At 35.8% G+C, this 13,662-nt stretch carries 17 protein-coding genes and 1 pseudogene; 5 read left to right on the forward strand and 13 right to left on the reverse strand.

The window, feature by feature from the left end; genetic code table 11:
* Positions 1 to 56: 56 nt before the first annotated feature.
* The 7 genes from PSR12_RS12930 to PSR12_RS12960 form a co-directional block, all read right to left on the reverse strand.
* The gene (locus PSR12_RS12930) at positions 57 to 431 is read right to left on the reverse strand and encodes a DUF6713 family protein (RefSeq protein ID WP_274769221.1); all 375 of its coding nucleotides are present in this window, start codon (positions 429 to 431) and stop codon (positions 57 to 59) included.
* A gap of 331 nt (positions 432 to 762) precedes the next feature.
* Complete coding sequence (locus tag PSR12_RS12935; protein ID WP_274769223.1) at positions 763 to 1,368, reverse strand: ABC-2 transporter permease; 606 nt, start codon at positions 1,366 to 1,368, stop codon at positions 763 to 765.
* Positions 1,361 to 2,227, reverse strand: coding sequence for an ABC transporter ATP-binding protein (locus PSR12_RS12940; RefSeq protein ID WP_004225204.1), 867 nt, complete (start codon positions 2,225 to 2,227; stop codon positions 1,361 to 1,363). The genes PSR12_RS12935 and PSR12_RS12940 overlap by 8 nt, the downstream gene beginning before the upstream one ends.
* A gap of 5 nt (positions 2,228 to 2,232) precedes the next feature.
* A complete protein-coding gene (locus PSR12_RS12945) occupies positions 2,233 to 2,604 on the reverse strand; it encodes a GntR family transcriptional regulator (protein ID WP_036076388.1) in 372 nt (123 codons plus the stop codon).
* The gene (locus PSR12_RS12950; RefSeq protein ID WP_274769227.1) at positions 2,561 to 2,914 is read right to left on the reverse strand and encodes a YfzA family protein; all 354 of its coding nucleotides are present in this window, start codon (positions 2,912 to 2,914) and stop codon (positions 2,561 to 2,563) included. Before PSR12_RS12950 ends, PSR12_RS12945 begins: the two co-directional genes overlap by 44 nt.
* Positions 2,915 to 3,256: 342 nt before the next feature.
* A complete protein-coding gene (locus tag PSR12_RS12955) occupies positions 3,257 to 4,102 on the reverse strand; it encodes an MBL fold metallo-hydrolase (protein ID WP_274769228.1) in 846 nt (281 codons plus the stop codon).
* A 95-nt stretch (positions 4,103 to 4,197) separates the two neighbouring features.
* Positions 4,198 to 4,335: a hypothetical protein gene (locus PSR12_RS12960; RefSeq protein ID WP_221682930.1), complete on the reverse strand. Its 138-nt coding sequence runs from the start codon at positions 4,333 to 4,335 to the stop codon at positions 4,198 to 4,200.
* A 270-nt stretch (positions 4,336 to 4,605) separates the two neighbouring features.
* Here PSR12_RS12960 and PSR12_RS12965 point away from each other — a divergent pair, with 270 nt between their 5' ends.
* The 4 genes and pseudogenes from PSR12_RS12965 to PSR12_RS12980 all read left to right on the forward strand — a co-directional run bounded on the left by PSR12_RS12965 (position 4,606) and on the right by PSR12_RS12980 (position 6,394).
* Complete coding sequence (locus PSR12_RS12965; RefSeq protein WP_274769230.1) at positions 4,606 to 5,115, forward strand: DUF3231 family protein; 510 nt, start codon at positions 4,606 to 4,608, stop codon at positions 5,113 to 5,115.
* 89 nt (positions 5,116 to 5,204) lie between these two features.
* Positions 5,205 to 5,312: pseudogene (locus PSR12_RS12970) on the forward strand (manganese catalase family protein); the annotation flags it as partial.
* Positions 5,313 to 5,660: 348 nt separating this feature from the next.
* Complete coding sequence (locus tag PSR12_RS12975; protein WP_004225198.1) at positions 5,661 to 5,777, forward strand: YjcZ family sporulation protein; 117 nt, start codon at positions 5,661 to 5,663, stop codon at positions 5,775 to 5,777.
* 218 nt (positions 5,778 to 5,995) lie between these two features.
* Complete coding sequence (locus PSR12_RS12980) at positions 5,996 to 6,394, forward strand: hypothetical protein (protein WP_004225196.1); 399 nt, start codon at positions 5,996 to 5,998, stop codon at positions 6,392 to 6,394.
* A gap of 291 nt (positions 6,395 to 6,685) precedes the next feature.
* Here PSR12_RS12980 and PSR12_RS12985 read toward each other — a convergent pair whose 3' ends face one another.
* The 6 genes from PSR12_RS12985 to PSR12_RS13010 all read right to left on the reverse strand — a co-directional run bounded on the left by PSR12_RS12985 (position 6,686) and on the right by PSR12_RS13010 (position 12,444).
* The gene (locus PSR12_RS12985; protein ID WP_004225195.1) at positions 6,686 to 6,886 is read right to left on the reverse strand and encodes a cold-shock protein; all 201 of its coding nucleotides are present in this window, start codon (positions 6,884 to 6,886) and stop codon (positions 6,686 to 6,688) included.
* Positions 6,887 to 7,381: 495 nt separating this feature from the next.
* Positions 7,382 to 8,257 carry a cation diffusion facilitator family transporter gene (locus PSR12_RS12990; protein WP_274769235.1) on the reverse strand — a complete coding sequence of 292 codons (876 nt, stop codon included), beginning with the start codon at positions 8,255 to 8,257 and terminating at the stop codon, positions 7,382 to 7,384.
* 343 nt (positions 8,258 to 8,600) lie between these two features.
* Positions 8,601 to 9,356: an SDR family oxidoreductase gene (locus PSR12_RS12995; protein WP_274769236.1), complete on the reverse strand. Its 756-nt coding sequence runs from the start codon at positions 9,354 to 9,356 to the stop codon at positions 8,601 to 8,603.
* Positions 9,357 to 9,515: 159 nt separating this feature from the next.
* Entirely contained in the window at positions 9,516 to 10,172 is a 657-nt protein-coding gene (locus PSR12_RS13000) for a hypothetical protein (RefSeq protein ID WP_257522333.1), read from the reverse strand.
* A gap of 46 nt (positions 10,173 to 10,218) precedes the next feature.
* Complete coding sequence (locus tag PSR12_RS13005) at positions 10,219 to 10,692, reverse strand: GNAT family N-acetyltransferase (protein WP_221682934.1); 474 nt, start codon at positions 10,690 to 10,692, stop codon at positions 10,219 to 10,221.
* Positions 10,693 to 10,968: 276 nt separating this feature from the next.
* Positions 10,969 to 12,444 (reverse strand): methyl-accepting chemotaxis protein, encoded by a 1,476-nt coding sequence (locus PSR12_RS13010; RefSeq protein ID WP_274769238.1) that lies wholly within the window; start codon positions 12,442 to 12,444, stop codon positions 10,969 to 10,971.
* Between the two features lie 138 nt (positions 12,445 to 12,582).
* Here PSR12_RS13010 and PSR12_RS13015 point away from each other — a divergent pair, with 138 nt between their 5' ends.
* Positions 12,583 to 13,545 carry an MBL fold metallo-hydrolase gene (locus tag PSR12_RS13015; RefSeq protein WP_274769240.1) on the forward strand — a complete coding sequence of 321 codons (963 nt, stop codon included), beginning with the start codon at positions 12,583 to 12,585 and terminating at the stop codon, positions 13,543 to 13,545.
* Positions 13,546 to 13,662: the final 117 nt, after the last annotated feature.

Below are 13,662 nucleotides of genomic sequence, written 5' to 3' on the forward strand. Positions count from 1 at the left end.
ACAAATTGGAATAATTTTCTGCAAATTACTAGCTGAAAACTTCGTTTATAATACAATTAAGTCGAAATATTAATTAATAGTGCTAAATGTATTACCGCAAGGACCCCCATTGGATAAATAATAGATCTTGAAAAACTATTTTTAAATTCATTTCGAGGATGCCTTTCAAAAAATAAATGCAGGATTGCATGAATAATGAAGAATAAATCAAGGACCCAAAAAATGATGGTTTGATACTGACTGAAAAGTAAGGAAAGGATGAATACGTAAAGAAACAGATGAATAAAAGTGAATACTTTATAAGCCTTTGAATCTTCCATATCTTTAAGTATTATAAACAATCGCCACTCAGAGCGTCTTATTGCATCCATTTCGTGCAGAAGAAATAAAGAAAAGTTAAATAAAAAAAGAATGAGTAATAAATCAGGCATATCAAACCTCCTACAGTATATATACCAAATGTTACTATAAAATCACTAACGAAATACTAAGTAAACACGCCTAAATATGTCGATTTGTAGGACTAAGGAGGCTTTCATTCTTTTTCTTATATTAGTGGTATTCTATACATTTTTTAACTGCATGAATTTTTAGTTTAATAAAGGAATTATATTTATTATAGGTTCTTCATAAGGATGATTATCAGTTATAACCTTTTTTACTTCATTAATTTTTGCATTTAGACATTTAAATTCATCTTGCATTCAATTTTAAATTTGACCACTTTCAAGTAATCTTCTAGGAGTAAACAAAAGCACACAATCAGAAGGCTTTTCGTTGGTAAATAATATGTGTAATCCCCCAAGAAATAATATAGATTAGCATAATGAAAAGTGTCGACCCTGTATATATAACCGTAACGGATGTGTTATCTACAAAATCAATAATCGTTGTTAAGTGTTCATTCATATACAATGCAATCGGTCGTGAAATCCAAGTTAAGAGGATAAAGCTAATAAGTATAACAATTGTAATATAACCCTGTTTAAATATCTGAAATAATGGGAAGGTAAGCGCAGCAAATAGTAAGAATAAGCCACTACCAATGGCAATGTCAGATATCGTAAAATGTTTATTGAAAGCTAGAAGCGCTAGACTTGTAACACCTATGGATAAAATCATATAGGCAATCGCTCCAAGATAGCGGGATGCGATAATTTCTGTACGTGTGTATGGTAAGGAGTTTAATAATATATTCGTCTCAACTTTTTCATCGTATGCATACGTGTTAAAGGGAATAAAAATACTGGCGACCAGAAAAATTAAAACGGGTGGTGTCCCCACCAAAATAAAAACTAAGATAAAAGGAATAAAAAGTACTAGCTGCCTTTTCTGTAGTATGACATCGCGTTTAATTAAGTTAAGCATGATGGATGCCTCCTTTAAAGTAATACATGATATCTTCCAGAGAGGCACGTTCAATAATAACTGTGTCTCCAAAAATATTTTTCGCTGCTTTGATATTATCCGTTAACGCTTCAAATCCTGTAGATGCACGATGTACATGAACAAATGCTTTTTCAGTGTCTCTATCAAGTAGATTCAACTCGCCTTTAACGAGGGCATAGTTTTCAGCTACATCATGTATAGATTGATTAAATACTAATTCCCCTTTCTGTATAAAAGCTATGTAATCTGCGATACGATCTAAATCAGTTGTAATGTGCGTAGAAAAGAAAATGGTGCGATTGCCATCAACCATTAATTCCTGTAAAAGATCTAACAGCTCCCGTCTAAAAATGGGATCTAATCCTGCTGTTGGCTCATCCATAATGATTAGCTCTGCATGATGTGAGAGGGCTATTGCCAATGAAGCCTTCATTTGCATCCCTTTTGAAAATGTTTTGATTGCTTTGTTAAGCGGTAGTTCGAATTGTTCTACGTATTGATAAAATAATGTATCGTCCCATCGCTTGTAAGCAGGTGCAACGATACGTTTTATATCTTTTAAGTTCAACCCTTCAAAAAATATATTGCCATCGTATACAAACCCAATGCGCTGCTTAATCTCCTTCTCATGCGTCTTGTAGTCCAATCCAAAAAGCTTAACTTCTCCAGCATCTGGCCTTAATAGATTCATCATCGTTTTTATCGTTGTGGACTTACCCGCTCCATTCGCTCCAATGAAACCCGTTACAAAGCCTCGCTTTACCTGTAAATTTATATGATTTACGGAAAAGCCTTTGAACCTCTTTGTTACATTCTTTAACTCGACTACATTTTCCATCCCTTTCACTCCTCGTATAAAATCTTCAATAATTCCTTTAGCTCCTCAAGTGACAGGCCTATTTCTCTGCTATTCGCAATGACCGCACTCAGCTGTTCCTCAATAACCTTCAGCTTCTTTTCCCGTATAACCTCCAAATTTTGCTCCGCTACAAACGATCCTTTGCCAACAATGGAATAGATAAAGCCTGCCTTCTCCAATTCCTCATAAGCCCGTTTTGTTGTTATTACACTAATTTGTAAATCCTTTGCGAGGTTACGCATGGATGGTATGGCTGTGCCCTCCTGTAGTTCACCTGCTAAAATAAGTGATTTAATTTGATTCGTAATTTGTTCATAAATTGGCTCCTTTGAACTGTTCGAAATAATTATTTGCATGCCAATCCCTCTTCTTTATTTTTTTGAGAATATCGTTGAAAAAATCTGCAATCAGTATAGCAATAACATGGATTGTGATGAACATATTAAAAAAAGGAAAGGAATAAGGTGTTATCCATTCGGTGAAAAGCCTCGAATCCAAAATCCATCTTCCCATTCTGGCAACTAAATTATTACTATCGTTCATGTTCGGCTCCAGAGCAGTGCCATCGACCGTAATAAAGATCAATTGAACAATTAAAAATATACAGATAGTGATAATCCATCGTTTTAACAGATTACTTTCATGCGCTTTTTCAGTGCCTACCACTTAAACAATCCCCCCACCAATTCGTTATATTGTATATATACTATATAAACATTATATACACAATTAAAAAATTTGTTCAACCACTTTTTTGGGTTTAAAGGAAATTTTACCGTGAAATGAGCTGTGGCATTCAAATACATAGAAGGAGCCTGTTTTGATAATAGCTATCAAAACAGGCTCCTATTAACTACTTGGCCATTGATTGTGTCTTGTCATGCAAATATGTTCATTCTACAGTTGCAATTTGATAATTTATGATATAATGAATCATCTGACTAAATTGGCAAGACAATGGCTGTAGCGTGTGACGACGCTGCGGCTTTTTCTTTGTTTTTTCCTTAATTAATTTAAATATTTACCCTGCTTGGGTAGTGCGATTTGATCAAAATCATCGACAAGTTTTTTTAGATTGCTTGTCAGTTCTTCGCCCTTCATTGGTAATCCGTGCCCTGTGATGGCAACGGAAGGTTTTAGTATGGCTAATTTTTCAATAGATGCTCGAGCAGCCAGCCAATCTGTTGTAAAATATTGAGGGGGACCACTGATTTCTTTTGTCTGTGTAATCACCTTATAAAGAGATTCTTGTTTGACCGTAACAAATGCATCGCCAGCAATAAGCACCTTATCCTTCTCACGGAATAAAGATATATGCCCTGGTGAATGGCCTGGCGTATGAATCCATTGGAAACCTGACATAAATGGAACACTACCATCAGAAGGTAAAACTTTGAGGTTACCACCTAAATTTATAGCTTCATTTGGAAAAATAGGTGACATTTTAGCAACCAAGCCGTTATTGACCGTTGGATCAGGCTCGGGATAATTTTGTTTTCCAGATAAAAAGGGTATTTCCAATATATGCGCATAAACAGGAACATCCCACCGCTCTATTAATTCTATGAGTCCTCCGACATGATCAAAATGACCGTGAGTCAGTATAATTGCCTTCGGTCGAGACTTAGAACCATAACGTTCTTCAACAACTGAAATGATCTCATCCGCACTTTTGGGCATCCCCGCATCTATTAGCACAAAATCTTTCATCTGGGGTTCACCATAAAGTACAATATTTACAATTTGAATCGTGTATTGATATAAATCAGGTAATATGTCTATACCTACACCGCTTCCAACAGAAGTTGCTGGGATAAATTTATAATCTTCCCCGTAATTCAAATTCTTGTCCATTTTAAATCATCTTCTTTCAATTAAGTCATTGGAGGTTCAAGCACAACAATGAAGTTTTATTTATGGAAATGCCACAGCATGGCATACTTATCTTCTTACTTCTTTTCTTTTTTATTGAAGGGTTGTTCTTTCTTTTGCTCTTGTTCCTCTTTTACCGCTTCTAATTCTTCAGGATTAAATTCCATTGCTAGTTCTTCTTGCTCTGCTTCATTCTTTTGCTTTTCTTTTGACAAAACACTCACCTCCAATATGCTTTAAAGTGGCCTTATTAAGAAAATCTATACTTTTCATTTTTTTCAAAGCTATCAAACGTATAAATAACCAAAAAACACCCATTCTATAAGTGCGTAGTGTCTCACTACTTAAAGAGCTGCAGAGATTTCTTTCTCTGTGGCTTCTTTTATTTTTTACATTAAAAATTTTATTAAAAGTGAATTTTACTTATTTTTTCAGCCATACTAACTTAGCTTTAACGGCGAAAAATAAGAAAAGGATGTGTACAGATGGGTATTCTTGGTGGAAATCCAAAAGATGAACCGTTGCATTATGGTGAGGTATTTAGTGTGTGGTCGGGTTTAATTGCAGACTATGGCATGATATCTGGCTATCAAACATTTTATAATCATGCTGGTGATGAAGATCTTAAAAAAATTATTGAAGATATCATCGAAACATGCAGGGAAGAAGTAAAGCAATTAGAAAAAATTCTAAAAACAAACGGGATTGCACTACCTCCTTCATCACCTGAGAGACCTGTAGCAAGACTTGAAGATATTCCTCCAGGTGCTAAGTTTAATGATCCAGAAATAAGTGCTGCCCTTACTGCTGACCTAGTAGCTGGATTAGTTGCATGTAGTCAGGCAATGGGTACTTCTACTCGTGAAGACATCGCATTAATGTATGGGCAATTCCATATGGCTAAAGCTCAACTTGGTGCAAAACTTTTACGTTTAAACAAAAATAAAGGCTGGCTTGTACCACCACCATTACATGTTAATTATCCTGAAAAATAAAGATTCCCTTAGTTTAGTACAGTACTAGATACGTACGTATAGATGGGATATGCTTTAGGGGTAGATTAGGGGAAAACTTCTAAGCACAAACTCCAAGTAGAAATGGTGGAGAATTAAATGTGTCCCCTCCACCAGAAGGATTCCCATTACCTGTTATGCCAGAGATGCCAAATGAATATAGTCCTGGCCTGAAAAATAAAATATTTTTAGCTGTAGCGTTTGCGACGCTGCAGCTTTTTGAATGTATAAATAGACTATATTTGTATCGCACACTTCATAGGCTGTGACGTTGGTTGACCGTGATAGTCTTATTTTTATTTTAAAGGCAATAAACTATGCACAATGAGTTAACTTTTCATATTAATAGTAGTGTTAAGCTAATCTAGTTTAACTTGTACCTCCCGAATTGTTACTTAGGGTCACTTTCAGCCGAGTGACCCTTCAATATTTATTCATTTATTTATATCTCGTTTTAAATTCGATTATTTGGCTTGAAGCTTTCTATACTTTACATATTCTAGCTTCTCGAAAGGAGGGACTTTCATATGGGATATGAAGTTTACGGTTCAAACTATGGCAAGCATGATAATTTATCATTCGCTCTAATTGTTGTCCTCTTTATTCTTTTAATTATTGCTGGCGCTACTTTCTTATATCATTAATATTTACCTTCTAATATCCTCAAATATTCATGCTAGGATCAAAGGGTCGTCTCCCACCTTGGTGACCCTTTTTTACTACTTACTTTGTAGCATAGAAGCATATATGTAGGAAGCTTACATATGTCAAGTTTGTTATTCACACAGTGTACTAATCTAACAAACAGTTCATAGAATATATCAAGCATAATTAGGGCTAAAAATAACAAAGGAGAATGCCTATGAGCATTGATTTTATTACACTTGCCCCAACAGTCATGCAAGTGTTTAAAGCAGGAGATGCAAATCCAAAAAAAGTAAAGCGAATTGTTTATGGACAAGCTACCTCTGATGCAAATGGAATAGCCACATTATATTTTACAGACAATGCATTAGCTAATGGCAATCCGCTCTTATCTACCATTGACTATGCAGTGGCAAGTGTATACTCGACAAATTCAACGATAAACTTAAGACCGAGAGTTCAAATGAGAGAGAAGAATATTAGTGGGAAATATGTCTCTGCTAATATTACAAATATTAGTGGTGTGACAGTATTAGGAATTAGTGTATTAGGATCAGAAAATCCAGTAAGTGGCGTTATTGTAGATTTTATGGTTTTAGGTAGTTTTGATTTGTAAACAGGTCATACTGAACAAACTCCCTCCTGTTGCTTTTACATCCTTTATTAGATGGTAGACCTTTCTTGGTAAAACCTCACATCCTCACTTCTTTCGTCGAGATAGGCAAGTAACAAATGTATTCTTTACATGTGGATGGGTCAATGATTAAGTTTAGTTTTTAGTGATTTATTTTTTTAATAAACCATAAGTTTTGAAAAATAATGAGAAAAAAAATAAAGACAAAGTCGAAAAAATCGACTTTGTCTACTGAAAACACTCTATTTAAGAATGTTTTTCTTCATTTAAAAATTAAAGTTTAACGATGTTAGCAGCTTGTGGTCCACGTTGACCTTCTTCAACTGTGAATTCAACTTTTTGACCTTCTTCAAGTGATTTGAAACCTTCACCTTGGATAGCTGAGAAGTGAGCGAATACGTCTTGTCCGCCTTCTACTTCGATGAAACCAAAACCTTTTTCTGCGTTAAACCATTTTACTGTACCTTGTGTCATTTAAATGACCTCCAATAATGTTATTAAATAAAATCATACAACTTCCAAAGAAAAAAATTCACATATTACAAAAAGTAACTAACAAAACACGATTACTCTTTGTAATATGTGAATTTATTATTTCTTTAAGAAAGATTCTATTACATACAGTATATGATAAAAAATCGTATTAGTCCAGTGTAAAGTGAAATTTTTTATCAATGAAAGGCTAAAACTTTCATATACCACTTATTTAAAGGGGTAAAATTAGTCATTTCACCGCCATTAAGTAGCTACAGATTATTTATTGAGGAGTTGGAAACTACATTACCTTGGCCTTCATTATTCCTGTTAACAGCTAACATCGTGCCGTCAGCCTTTAGCCCAACAGTATGATAACCCGCAGCTATAGTAGCTAGAGGCAATTATTTTTGTATTTCAATAGCGATATTCCTTACCTCATTAATTCCGTATATTTTTTTGAAGCTGAATATTACATTTTAGGACATAATTGCCCTATGCTTCCTTAGGCTCCACATGGACATGCACTTCATAAACTCCTTGCTCTTCCACCATATTTTTTTCAACAACCGAAGCAACATCATGTGCTTTCGTGATATCTAGCTTTGCATCTACAAGTATAACGACATCAATTACCTCATTATTCCCATAATTTCTTCCTCTGATTTCTTTCAATCCTTTAACGCCATCTATTTTTAAAATAATCTCTTTGTATGTTTGCAGAATTTTCTCATCAAATCCATCCGATAGTTCATGAGAAGCTTCCTTGAAAATCTCCCAAGCTGTTTTACAAATGATGAAACCTACAACGATCGCAGTTACCGTATCTAACCAAGGCATATGTAGTTGTGACCCCAAAATTCCTACAGCGGTTCCAATACTTACCCAAGCGTCTGACAAATTATCTTTAGCTGCAGCCATAACGGCTTTACTATTGATCTTTTCAGCCAATTGTTTGTTGTAACGATAGACAAAATACATCACCAATGCTGATCCTCCCCCTACATAGGCTGCAACCATATCCGGCGACTCTTTTCCACCCTGAAAAATGGAAGAAAAACCACCGACCAATACTTGAATACCAACGGCCATCATAATAAATGAAGCGACCATTGATGCAATGGTTTCACTTTTCCAATGACCATAGCGATGATCATGATCTGCTGGTTTTTGTGAAAGCTTTAGTCCAATGAGTACTGCAATAGAGGCAATAATATCTGTCGTATTATTCAATCCATCCGCTTTTAAAGCTTCTGAACCACTCAAGTAACCAATGCCAACTTTTATGATGGATAAAATTATATATGCAATAATACTGATGATGGCACCACGTTCACCTAATTTAAGATTATTGTATCTTTCTGCTTCCAATTCACTTACCTCCCACTTACGTACATTATCATCATAACAACCCAACATCGAGTGGGTCTACAGCAACCTTTTTGCACTACTATACATAAGTAGGAGGAATATAAAAGTGTTGATGAGGGGAAAAAATAAAGCCATTAGGAAGAAACTCAGATACTGGTTCAAAGCCTAGAAATTATTATACTAACCGAATAAAATAGTAGTGTATCTGTTCTTTAAGATTTTTTCCTCCAACGAACACACCTAACAAACCTTGGTCATTTCCATTTTCGGGAGTGACCCTTTTTACGTACTTATAAGCACGTAAAAAACCTTGCCACAACTGTAGCAAGGCTTTTCATCTCAATTATCCTCGTAGAAATCCGCCCTCTGAGTGGATTATTTGTCCAGTTATCCATGTAGCCTCCTCGCTAGCAAGAAAGCTAATCACCTTAGCCACATCCACTGGTGTCCCAATCCGCCCCATTGGAAATTTTGGTAACAGATAACCCCTAATCTCATCATTCATCCATGTAGAATCTGTTGGCCCTGGATTAACAGCATTGACGGTAATGCCCAGTGGTGCTAGCTCCTGTGCTAATGATCTAGTAAAGGCTGAAATTGCCCCTTTCGTTGCTACATAGGCTAACTCTCCCATCATAGGACCTAAATCTTGACCAGATGTCATATTAATGATTCTCCCTGAATTTAAATTAGCTTTTTCAAAAAGACGTGCAAATTCCACACAAAGTAGTAAGGTTGACCTCATATTCACCGCGTAATGTTCGTCTAATGTTTGAGCATCTAACGCTAAATAACCATCTTGTGCTGAATGGGCAGCATTATTTACTAAAATAGAAGGTACACCTAGTTTTTCGAAAACCGTTTGGAGTATCCTTTTTGGAGCTTGGGAATCTGCTAAATCAATTGACATTTCTTCACATGAAACACCCGTACTCAAAATTTCCTGTTTGAATTCTCCTATCCACTTACGATCAGCATGCCAGTGTGCGAAAAAAACATTGACACCGTCTGTAGCCAATCTTCTACAAATAGCTGTTCCAATATCTTGAGGGTGGCTTGCACCTGTAATGATTGCTATTTTACGTTTTGTTTTTTTCATTTCTTTTTACCCCCATGCTTTTTGATGGTTATTGAGATTATTAATAAAAAAAGAGCATTACCATAATGGTCTGCTCCGTTTTTAGAAATCAAAGCCCTTACACTGAACATCCTTTGAAATGACCACCATACCTAGTCAAACAAAATTCGTGTTAATTTTCTAATCTAAAACTTTAATCTGATTTTGAACTTCAATAGAAAAGGCTTCTACATCAAATTGATGTTGCTTTATCGTATCTTCGGCTAACTGTTGAGCCTTCTTTTTAGCCTTGTCATTTTTCTCTTCTGTTAAATTAATCCTTACTTGAATTTCCTCAGACGTCATACTATGGTCAACGCTGAAAGTGCCAAAATCTTGTGTAAACATTGTCTCAAATAGATTGGCCATGACATCATTATAACTTAGCCGAGTTGAGATCGTTTCTGCTGGCTCATAGAGTTGCTTTAATGTTATTTGAAAAGAGATGGGGTTTAATTCATTAGCTTTGATAACGTCCAGCATTGTTTCTTCTATATGTTGCTTTGTCTTGTGATCAACCTTGTCGGGTAATGACACAAGGAGCTCTATTTTTCCATTAGGTAAAATTCCATAATCTAATAGAAAGCTATAGGATTCTTTGCGCAATGTATAAGAAATCTCACTAATTAAAAATTGATATTGCTGAATATAACGCAATAATTCATCATTACTAGGTTGTGACATAGAAACATTGGTTTTTTCAGCATATTGAATAGGTGCATTTGCAAAAAAGAAAAATGCACCACAAACAATGCTTAAAAGTAGAAACCATAACGTAAATAACCTTTTAATAAACATGTATAGCCCCCTTATTCGGGACTATATGCCAATTATCTAAAGTAAATTACGGTAGAATTTTATAAAACAACACACGATCTTGATTTTCACCACCATAATTACTATGAATGGACGTATTATCGATCACCTTGTCACCCTTTTCCATTCTAAAACCGAGATTCTTATGGAAGGCGATGGACACTTCGTTAATAGGCGACGTAACACATTTCACAATATTTCGATGGTATTGCTTCACCACATGAAAGAATACATCATATAATCTTTTTGCAATATTCTGTTTTCTATAATCAGGATGGACCCCAACAAAATGGATGAACGCTTCATTCGTTTTGGACTGCGATAAAAAGCCAATGAGGAAGCCGATAATTTCGCCATCCTTCTCCATAATAAGGCTCGTATTTGTAAAGTGATCAAAAAATAATTTAGGCAGCTTATCTGACATATTCCTACCGCCCCACCACTCATTAATCAATGGAGATAAAGTATAGTAATCTGAACTCTGTACACTACGAATATTCATGGAATCCCTCCTCCTTTTCAAGTCATACAACAGACTTATAGTCTGAATATATCTACAGCTATTATATAAATGGTGACATTCACCACAGCAAACGCACTACAAATGTATTTAAGTTATTGTGCTGAGGCTCATACAAACTCAAAAACAATCACCATAACCAGATATGGATAAAACAATGTAGAAATGTAGATGAATACTATCTATATACCCTCCATCTAGGTAGGTTAATCCTACTCTTATTTTACCCTACCATTTATTTCAATATCAATGGTTCTATTATACCTTTGCCATCACTAATGACTTTAACGTGTTGCTTAAAGCCTGAATGTGGTTTGTGGTATCTGTCATGCTAACAAGAAGTTGATTTTCGTCCTCCACTGAATGTAAAATAGCTCCCGTAGAAGCTGCATTTTGCTCCGTCATGTGATTCAGTTTTTCAATTTGCTTTTGGATTACCTCGAATTGTGAGATGGCACTGCTTAATTCATGCATCCCTCTTGTTAAATCTGTATTCGTTTCCGTAAAAGAATCCTTTAAACTATTAAAGAAATGACTGACATCCTGTAAAAGCTGTTCTCCATGCTGGAGTGCCTTTTCACCGTCATCAGAACGTTTATGGGCCTCTGTTGATTTTTCAAACAAGGTTTTCGTCACATTGGTAATGCTGACAGTTATTGCAGCGCTTTCTTCTGCTAGCTTACGCACTTCATCTGCTACAATCGCAAATCCTTTTCCGTGTTCTCCCGCTCTAGCCGCTTCTATTGCCGCATTTAAGGCCAATAAATTAGTCTGTTCTGCAATATGGGTAATTCCCTTTAATAAACTATCCACCGTTTGTAGGCTATGTTGTAGCTCGTTGACAGTTTCCGCAGTTGAGCCCATCGCATGACTCATGACGCTCATTTGAGTCATTGCATCCTGCATTTTATCCCATCCTGCTAATACTTCTTGTTGTAGCTCAGTAGATTTAACGACCGTATCCTTCGAAATTGTCAATGTTTTATTGACAAAATGAACCGAGTCACCCATTGTACCGTGGATCATTTGTAAACTGGATGCCTCCTGCTGAATACTTGCAGAGATGTCCTCTGTTGCTACTAAAATTTGCTTACTAGAGCCAGAAATCTTTTGCATTGTTTGTTGGAATTGTGTGACATGCTTGTCCAATGCCTGACTGCTCTTTTCGATTTCCTGAAATGTATTTTGTAGTTGATTGAAGGATGCTTGCACTTCATTTTGCTGGATTTCTGCATGTTGAATCAATTCATTCCCCCATTTTGCCAGCAAATAAAAAGCAATAATGACCCCATTCATGATTGCAAGAAGTGTCACAAAGACAATGGTGTCATCAAATGGTCCTAACAAGGATGACGAGTTGACCATATATAAAATGAAAAAACTAAGATTAGTTAAAATCCCAAAGAAAACAATCAATTCTTTTTTAAAATACAGGGCAATAATAGCCACTGTACACAGTAAAATATAATGTTTATTTAATGAAAAGCTATCAAGCAAAAATAAGGTAAACACAACACTTGATGGAATGAGGCCAAAAATAAAGCCTTTGACATACGTTTTTATAGGTAAAAAATAATTACATACTGCCAAGGCAATGACAGCTAACCCAATAAATAAAAAATGTATGCCCTTTGATAGAATCATAGGTCCACATATTAGAATGGCCAAAATTGAGATAATAGCCAAATTTACACGATGAACTTTTCGTGTATCATAACGAATTTTATGCTCCATTACTATCCCCCTAAAAAAATGAATAGACATTCAGTTTAATTTTCTATTATTATATAGTATAACAACTACTTTTTGTAGCTAAATATTGTATTTATAAGCAGAATTAGCTTATTTTTGAAATAAAAGGGGGAAATTAAATTGACTAGCGTCCAACAAATCGCACCAAATTTCTACTGTATCGATACACATGATTTAGGTCGAGAGCAGCGAACAAGCTCCTATCTATTAATCGATGAAAAGATAGCTCTCATCGAAACTTCAGCCAGCCCATCTGTACCTTATATTATGGAAGGGTTACAGAAATTAAATATTGCAGTAGAGGATATAGACTATGTCATCGTGACACATATTCATTTAGACCATGCAGGCGGAGCAGGGTTATTTTTGCAAAGCTGTCCCAATGCTAAATTCGTGGTTCATCCACGAGGCGTAGCCCATATGATTGATCCAAGTCGTCTTATCCTCAGTGCTAAAGGGGTTTATGGCGCTGAATTTGACCGCCTTTTTGATCCAATTGTACCCATTGACGCTGCAAGAATTATTGAAGTTTATCACGAACAGCGTTTGCAACTAGGTCAACATCATTTAACGTTTTATCATACTGAGGGGCATGCTAAGCATCATGTTTCAATGCTTTATTCCGCTACAAATGGCTTGTTTGTAGGTGATACAACAGGTGTTCGCTATCCCGAAATGGATGAGGAAGCAATTGATTTAATCATTCCGTCCACCTCTCCAAATCAATACAACCCTGAAACAATGGAACAATCTTTAAAATTATACGAAAAGCTTCAAGCAAGTGAATTATACTTCGGTCACTATGGGGCTTATAAAAATCCAGCAGAAGCCTATCGTCAGGTGCGCTATTGGACACCGCTCTTTTTAGAAGAAGGTAGAAAAGCGCAAGCGGCATCCAGCCAGTTCCAAGAACAAGTTCACTACTTAGATGCTCGCTTAAAGGAACTTTTATTCAACTATCTACAGGAAAACGGCATTCCGTCCGATCATCCTGTCTATCAAACCATCCCATTCGATACCATTGTGTCCGCAATGGGAATACTGGATTACCTCGAAAAAGCAAATGCACAGGTTCCACTTTAATAGGAAAAGAGGTGTCTCCAATGATTTTGTGGACACCTTTTTTTAGATTCGCTAATAATATTGGCCGAAGCGATCTTTTTTTGGAAAATCCGCTCTTTTTTTATCGCAAAGCGCTCT

The organism is Lysinibacillus sp. G01H, assembly GCF_028872195.1.
Classification (GTDB): domain Bacteria; phylum Bacillota; class Bacilli; order Bacillales_A; family Planococcaceae; genus Lysinibacillus; species Lysinibacillus capsici.

Coding starts and splice junctions, on each gene's coding strand:
- PSR12_RS12930 (WP_274769221.1), bottom strand. CDS start 431: ATGCCTGATTTATTACTCATTCTTTTTTTATTTAACTTTTCTTTATTT.
- PSR12_RS12935 (WP_274769223.1), bottom strand. CDS start 1,368: ATGCTTAACTTAATTAAACGCGATGTCATACTACAGAAAAGGCAGCTA.
- PSR12_RS12940 (WP_004225204.1), bottom strand. CDS start 2,227: ATGGAAAATGTAGTCGAGTTAAAGAATGTAACAAAGAGGTTCAAAGGC.
- PSR12_RS12945 (WP_036076388.1), bottom strand. CDS start 2,604: ATGCAAATAATTATTTCGAACAGTTCAAAGGAGCCAATTTATGAACAA.
- PSR12_RS12955 (WP_274769228.1), bottom strand. CDS start 4,102: ATGGACAAGAATTTGAATTACGGGGAAGATTATAAATTTATCCCAGCA.
- PSR12_RS12965 (WP_274769230.1), top strand. CDS start 4,606: ATGGGTATTCTTGGTGGAAATCCAAAAGATGAACCGTTGCATTATGGT.
- PSR12_RS12975 (WP_004225198.1), top strand. CDS start 5,661: ATGGGATATGAAGTTTACGGTTCAAACTATGGCAAGCATGATAATTTA.
- PSR12_RS12980 (WP_004225196.1), top strand. CDS start 5,996: ATGAGCATTGATTTTATTACACTTGCCCCAACAGTCATGCAAGTGTTT.
- PSR12_RS12985 (WP_004225195.1), bottom strand. CDS start 6,886: ATGACACAAGGTACAGTAAAATGGTTTAACGCAGAAAAAGGTTTTGGT.
- PSR12_RS12995 (WP_274769236.1), bottom strand. CDS start 9,356: ATGAAAAAAACAAAACGTAAAATAGCAATCATTACAGGTGCAAGCCAC.
- PSR12_RS13000 (WP_257522333.1), bottom strand. CDS start 10,172: ATGTTTATTAAAAGGTTATTTACGTTATGGTTTCTACTTTTAAGCATT.
- PSR12_RS13005 (WP_221682934.1), bottom strand. CDS start 10,692: ATGAATATTCGTAGTGTACAGAGTTCAGATTACTATACTTTATCTCCA.
- PSR12_RS13010 (WP_274769238.1), bottom strand. CDS start 12,444: ATGGAGCATAAAATTCGTTATGATACACGAAAAGTTCATCGTGTAAAT.